At 34.2% G+C, this 5,381-nt stretch carries 6 protein-coding genes; all 6 read right to left on the bottom strand.

Features of this window, described 5'->3' with window-relative positions:
* Positions 1–98: 98 nt before the first annotated feature.
* Positions 99–818: a phosphate signaling complex protein PhoU gene (gene phoU / locus EKM67_RS10265; protein WP_125578896.1), complete on the bottom strand. Its 720-nt coding sequence runs from the start codon at positions 816–818 to the stop codon at positions 99–101.
* 35 nt (positions 819–853) lie between these two features.
* Positions 854–1,609 carry a phosphate ABC transporter ATP-binding protein PstB gene (gene pstB, locus EKM67_RS10260; protein ID WP_125578895.1) on the bottom strand — a complete coding sequence of 252 codons (756 nt, stop codon included), beginning with the start codon at positions 1,607–1,609 and terminating at the stop codon, positions 854–856.
* Between the two features lie 25 nt (positions 1,610–1,634).
* Positions 1,635–2,429: a phosphate ABC transporter ATP-binding protein PstB gene (pstB, locus tag EKM67_RS10255; RefSeq protein ID WP_125578894.1), complete on the bottom strand. Its 795-nt coding sequence runs from the start codon at positions 2,427–2,429 to the stop codon at positions 1,635–1,637.
* A gap of 4 nt (positions 2,430–2,433) precedes the next feature.
* On the bottom strand, positions 2,434–3,327 hold the full coding sequence (gene pstA / locus EKM67_RS10250) for a phosphate ABC transporter permease PstA (RefSeq protein WP_125578893.1): 894 nt from the start codon (positions 3,325–3,327) through the stop codon (positions 2,434–2,436).
* Positions 3,305–4,246 carry a phosphate ABC transporter permease subunit PstC gene (gene pstC, locus EKM67_RS10245; RefSeq protein ID WP_125578892.1) on the bottom strand — a complete coding sequence of 314 codons (942 nt, stop codon included), beginning with the start codon at positions 4,244–4,246 and terminating at the stop codon, positions 3,305–3,307. Before pstC ends, pstA begins: the two co-directional genes overlap by 23 nt.
* A gap of 96 nt (positions 4,247–4,342) precedes the next feature.
* On the bottom strand, positions 4,343–5,233 hold the full coding sequence (locus EKM67_RS10240; RefSeq protein ID WP_125578891.1) for a phosphate ABC transporter substrate-binding protein PstS family protein: 891 nt from the start codon (positions 5,231–5,233) through the stop codon (positions 4,343–4,345).
* Positions 5,234–5,381: the final 148 nt, after the last annotated feature.

Raw genomic sequence — 5,381 nt, 5'->3', positions numbered from 1 at the left:
TTTTTGTACGAAAAAATCCCCGTATGACGAGGATTCACTTGGAAGATTAACTTTCAACCTTTAGTTATTACTTTATGTTTAATCCATCAGCCGACTATTCAATGTTTCTTTGAATTTATTTTTTCATTGACTAATTTATGAAGCAAATCAGGATCAGATTTCCCCGGATTTAACTCGACAATTTGTCCAGACTTACTATAAACAATCCATTCCGCTAAATTAACGATATGGTCACCTATTCTTTCTAGTAATTTTGATACCTCAATATAACTATAATTAGCAGTGAAAGTTTCTGGATCCTTTTTAACCATCTCGTTAATCTCGTTTCGAATCATAATATAATACTCATCAACTTGCAAATCCATCGTGGCTACTTTTCTAGCATTTTTTTCATTAAGGGTAGCATAAGCATCCAGAACATTCTCAAGCATTTCTCTAACTAGCATCGTCATACCCGAGATCTTATCTTCGCATGACTTAGTGTGTTGATCTTTTTTAATTCTTATAGTTTCTCTAGAGATGCCGACCGCATGATCTCCCATTCTTTCCATATCAGAACTGGCCTTTAAAATACTTATAATAATACGAAAATATGTTGCAACAGGTTGTTGTAGGGCAATAATTTCAAGGGCCTGTTTTTCTAAACTAATTTCCTCATTATTTGTTCTTTGGTCTTCTTCAATCACTTTTGTTGCCAGCTTTTCATCATGGTCAATAAAGGATTTGGTAGATCTATATATTTGTTCGCTTATATTGACGCCCATTTCCATAAAACGACCCTGTAATTTTTTTAGTTCATCAGAAAACAGTTCATACATAACCAAATACTCCCTTCTGTCCGAATACCCATAATTTAACCAAATTTACCGTTAAGATAATCACTTGTTTTTTCCTTATCAGGATTTAAAAAGAGTTTTTTAGTTGCCGAATATTCTTCCAATTTACCATCTAAAAAAAAGGCAGTCCAATCAGAAATACGCGAAGCTTGTTGCATATTATGTGTAACGATAATAAATGTAAACTCATTTTTTAACGAAACTAAGGTATCTTCAATTTGAGCACTAGAAATAGGGTCTAATGCACTGGTAGGCTCATCCAGTAAAACAACTTCTGGTTCCACCGCTAAGACTCGAGCAATACATAATCGTTGTTGCTGTCCACCAGAAAGTGAAAACCCGTTATCATGAAGAGAATCCTTAACTTCTTCCCATAAAGCTGACTGTCTTAAAGCTTTTTCGATTCGTACATCAAGTATCTTTTTTTCTTTAATTCCGTTCAATCGTAATCCATAAGCTACATTTTCATAAATAGAAAATGGAAATGGTATGGGTTGCTGAAAGACCATGCCTACTGTCTTTCTTAAATTCACGATATCCATCTGAGGTGAAAAGATGTCTTTTCCATTCAACTTAATACTTCCGCTGACAGTAACATTGTTAATTAAATCATTCATACGGTTTAAACATCTTAAATAAGTTGATTTTCCAGATCCGGATGGACCAATTAAAGCAGTTATATTGTGTACATTGAAATCTAGATTAATATTGTTAATAGCTCTCTGCTTTCCATAATAAACAGATACGTTTTCGCTAGTTATTATTTTGCTCATTATCAAGCTCCTTACATCGATGTAACTAACCAAAATTACCAGAAATATATTTTTCAGTTATATTAGCTCTTGGACTAGTAAAAATATTATTTGTTTGCCCATATTCGACAACTTTTCCCATATGAAAGAAAGCAGTATAATCACTTAATCTAGATGCTTGTTGCATATTATGTGTCACAATTATAATTGTGTACTTCTTTTTTAATTCTCGCAAAGTAGTTTCTATTTTCGAAGTGGAAACAGGGTCTAGTGCACTGGCAGGCTCATCTAATAACAATATGTCAGGCTTTAATGCTATTGACCTTGCAATACACAATCGCTGTGCTTGCCCACCAGATAGGGACAACGCGCTTTTATCAAGAGAGTCCTTCACCTCGTCCCACAATGCAGCTGCCCGTAAACTTTCTTCTACACGCTTATTCAATTCGTCTTCACCGTGTATTCCATGTTCTTTTAGAGCAAAAGTAATATTGTTACGTATGGATCTTGCAAAAGGATTTGGGCGTTGAAAAACCATACCAATATGTTTTCTAACTTGGTAAACATTTACTTTTACAGAGTTAATGTTTGTACTTCTATACATAATTTCACCCTTAACTGTAGCTATGCCATCATTCATCCTATTTAAGCTACGTAAAAAAGTGGATTTTCCAGATCCTGAAGCCCCAATTAAAGCACTAATTTTAAATCTAGGAAAAGCTAAGCTTGCGTTACTTATTGCTTTATTACTACCATAATATACATCAATTTTTTTGGTTTCAATTGCAATTTCCTCTCTAGGAATCATAATTGTTTCTGCACCCAAATTATTTTTTCCCATTATCTCAACCTCGCCTTCCTGACGTAATCTTTCTATATATAGCATTTCCAATGACTCTGGCCCCCAAGTTAAATAATAAAATAACTATAATCAAAACGGCTGATGAACCATTAGAAATACTATGTGCGTCAGGAGTAACCCCTTCAGTATTTAGTTTCCAAATATGAACAGCCAGTGTTTCTGCTGGTCGCATTGGATTTAAGAAACTTGACTGGCTAAAAATATTAAAATTAGAATAATTAACAATTGGTGCACTTTGTCCCGATGTATAGATCAATGCAGCCGCTTCCCCAAAAGCTCTACCAGCACTTAAAATAATTCCTGTTAAAATTCCTGGTAATGCAGAAGGAAGCACAATTTTAACCATGGTACGCCAACGTGAAATTCCTAAAGAAAGCCCCGCCTCACGTTGTAAATCAGGAACATCGTTAATTGATTCTTCAATATTGCGAGTTAATAATGGTAGGTTGAAAAAGGTTAAAGCAATCGCACCAGTTAAAATGGAAAAACCGAATCCAAATTTTATAACAAACAAAAGATATCCAAATAGCCCTACAACAACTGATGGTAGAGAACTTAGCACTTCTATCGCCGTTTTAATTAATTTGGTTATTACATTATCGGGAGCATACTCCGCTAAATAAATGCCAGATCCCAAAGCTATGGGAACAGAAATAATAAGAGTCAATATTAACAAATATATAGAATTAAATAACTGATCTCTGATACCCCCACCAGCCAAAAATGACTGAGATGGTGATGTTAAAAAGTGCCATGAAATATAGGGGATTCCATTTACTAAAATATAGCCGATTAAAAAAAACAGCAGCAACACCACAATACCAACAAATGAATATATTACCGCAGTAGCAACCTTATTGCTTGTTTTTGCGTTCATTTTTCACAGCCCCCTTATTTCCAACTATTCTAACTAAAGTATTAAACAGTAAAGACATTATTAATAATACTAAAGCTAAGGACCATAAAGCATTGTTAGCAAACGTTCCTAATACTGTATTCCCAATTCCCGTTGTTAATTGACTTGTTAATGTAGAGGCAACAGAAACGAGATTTTTAGGCATAATAGCAGCATTACCAATGACCATTTGAACAGCTAAAGCTTCTCCAAAGGCTCTAGCCATACCAAAAATAATTGCTGTTAATATTCCCGGAGTCCCTACTCGCAATATTAATTTATATATAGTTTGCCATTTAGTAGCTCCTAAAGAAAGTGAAACTTGTCTATAATGCTGTGGAACGGCCCTCAAACTATCGACTGTCAGGGACGTGATTGTTGGTAAAATCATGACAAACAAAACAATTGTTCCAGCAAGAATCCCGAAACCAGTTCCTCCATATATGTGTCTAATCATTGGCACAACAACTGATAAGCCAATATAACCATATATAACAGAAGGTATTCCAACTAATAATTCAATTACTGATTGTAACAATTTTGCTCCTCTTTTGTCCGCATATTCTGTCATAAATAAAGCTACAGCAATAGCAAACGGAGTTGCTAATATCGCAGATAAAATAGTGACTGAAAAAGAGGTAACAATCATTGGCAATGCCCCAACCTCTGGCTTACCATGTGAATCCAGTGTTCCGGGATTCCAGGTTGTTTTTAATAGAAAATCTGAGAGTTTGACGTGATTAGCAAAAAACATCGTTAAGCCACGTGAAGTAATAAAATAGATGATAGATATTACTAAAACACCAATTATAGTGATACAAAAGTAACTAATAAATCTACCTATACTATCTTGCCTAGTTTCTTTTGAAGCCATATTAAGTTCTTTTTTTATATTATTCATCTAAAAACATCATATCCTTTAATGAATGAGGGCTGAAATTAAATATGATCATACCTAAATATGATCACATCTAGCCACAAAAATTAATTGAGTCAATTACTTATTGGTTACTTTGTTATTAGAATCCTTCTGTACTTTCATGTTTGAGATACTAATATACCCCAGCTTTTTTAATAACCCATTTTGAACCTTATTTGATTTCATATATTTAATGAAATTAACAGTAATTTTTTTTGGATCCTTTTGTGTATACATATGCTCGTAGGACCAAATTTTCCATGAGTTATTCTCAACATTTTTATCTTTCGGTTCTACATTATCAACAGATAAAGCTTTAATCTTTGTATTAACATATGAAAATGCTAAGTAGCTGATTGCTCCTGGGGTTGATGCAACAATTTTTTGAACTGTACCATTTGAATCTTGCTCTTGTGATTTGACAGCTTGTTTTCCATCTAAGACTGCTGATTCAAAAGTTGCTCTGGTTCCACTACCTTGAGCCCTATTAACGACAGTAATTTTTTGATTTTTGCCTCCGACCTGTTTCCAGTTTGTAATTTTTCCAGTAAATATTTCTCTTAATTGCTTCATAGACAAATTTTTAATCGAAACACCCTTATTAACAACGGGGGTCATGCCAACTACTGCAACTTTATGATCAATAAGCTTAGCTGCTTTGATACCAGACTGTTGTTCTGCAAAAATATCAGAGTTACCAATTTGAACTGCACCCTCTTGTACTTGGCTAAGTCCCGTTCCTGATCCGCCACCTTGAACTGTAATGTTAACCTTAGAATGGCTTCCTGCATAGTCATTTGCAGCCTGTTCCACTAGTGGCTGTAATGCTGTAGAACCTACCGCGGTTATTTTCCCAGAGTCAGTTGAAGAACTACTGGATTTTTGAGCTGTTTTGCTACCACAAGCTGTCAAGGTTAATGCAGAAAGCCCTAAAATGATGAGTGTTGAAAACAATTTTTTGCTTTTCATTATAATATCATTCTCCTCTTTTTTCTATGTTACGAACTCAGTATAACTGATGAATGTAAATATTTAGTATTGTTTATGTAAAGAGAGTGTCAAATTTTATGTGTAAATAGAAAAGCCTCTCGTCCTTTTTTTAAAACATAGATTCTAA

Origin of the sequence: Lapidilactobacillus mulanensis (assembly GCF_003946215.1) — a bacterium.
Lineage (GTDB): Bacteria > Bacillota > Bacilli > Lactobacillales > Lactobacillaceae > Lapidilactobacillus > Lapidilactobacillus mulanensis.
Note: the sequence above shows the minus strand (reverse complement) of the source record. Positions and strands in the feature narration are given on the sequence as shown.

What these genes read in the sequence shown, in the direction of transcription:
- phoU (WP_125578896.1), bottom strand. Translation starts at nt 818, where the DNA reads ATGTATGAACTGTTTTCTGATGAACTAAAAAAATTACAGGGTCGTTTT.
- pstB (WP_125578895.1), bottom strand. Translation starts at nt 1,609, where the DNA reads ATGAGCAAAATAATAACTAGCGAAAACGTATCTGTTTATTATGGAAAG.
- pstB (WP_125578894.1), bottom strand. Translation starts at nt 2,429, where the DNA reads ATGGGAAAAAATAATTTGGGTGCAGAAACAATTATGATTCCTAGAGAG.
- pstA (WP_125578893.1), bottom strand. Translation starts at nt 3,327, where the DNA reads ATGAACGCAAAAACAAGCAATAAGGTTGCTACTGCGGTAATATATTCA.
- pstC (WP_125578892.1), bottom strand. Translation starts at nt 4,246, where the DNA reads ATGAATAATATAAAAAAAGAACTTAATATGGCTTCAAAAGAAACTAGG.
- EKM67_RS10240 (WP_125578891.1), bottom strand. Translation starts at nt 5,233, where the DNA reads ATGAAAAGCAAAAAATTGTTTTCAACACTCATCATTTTAGGGCTTTCT.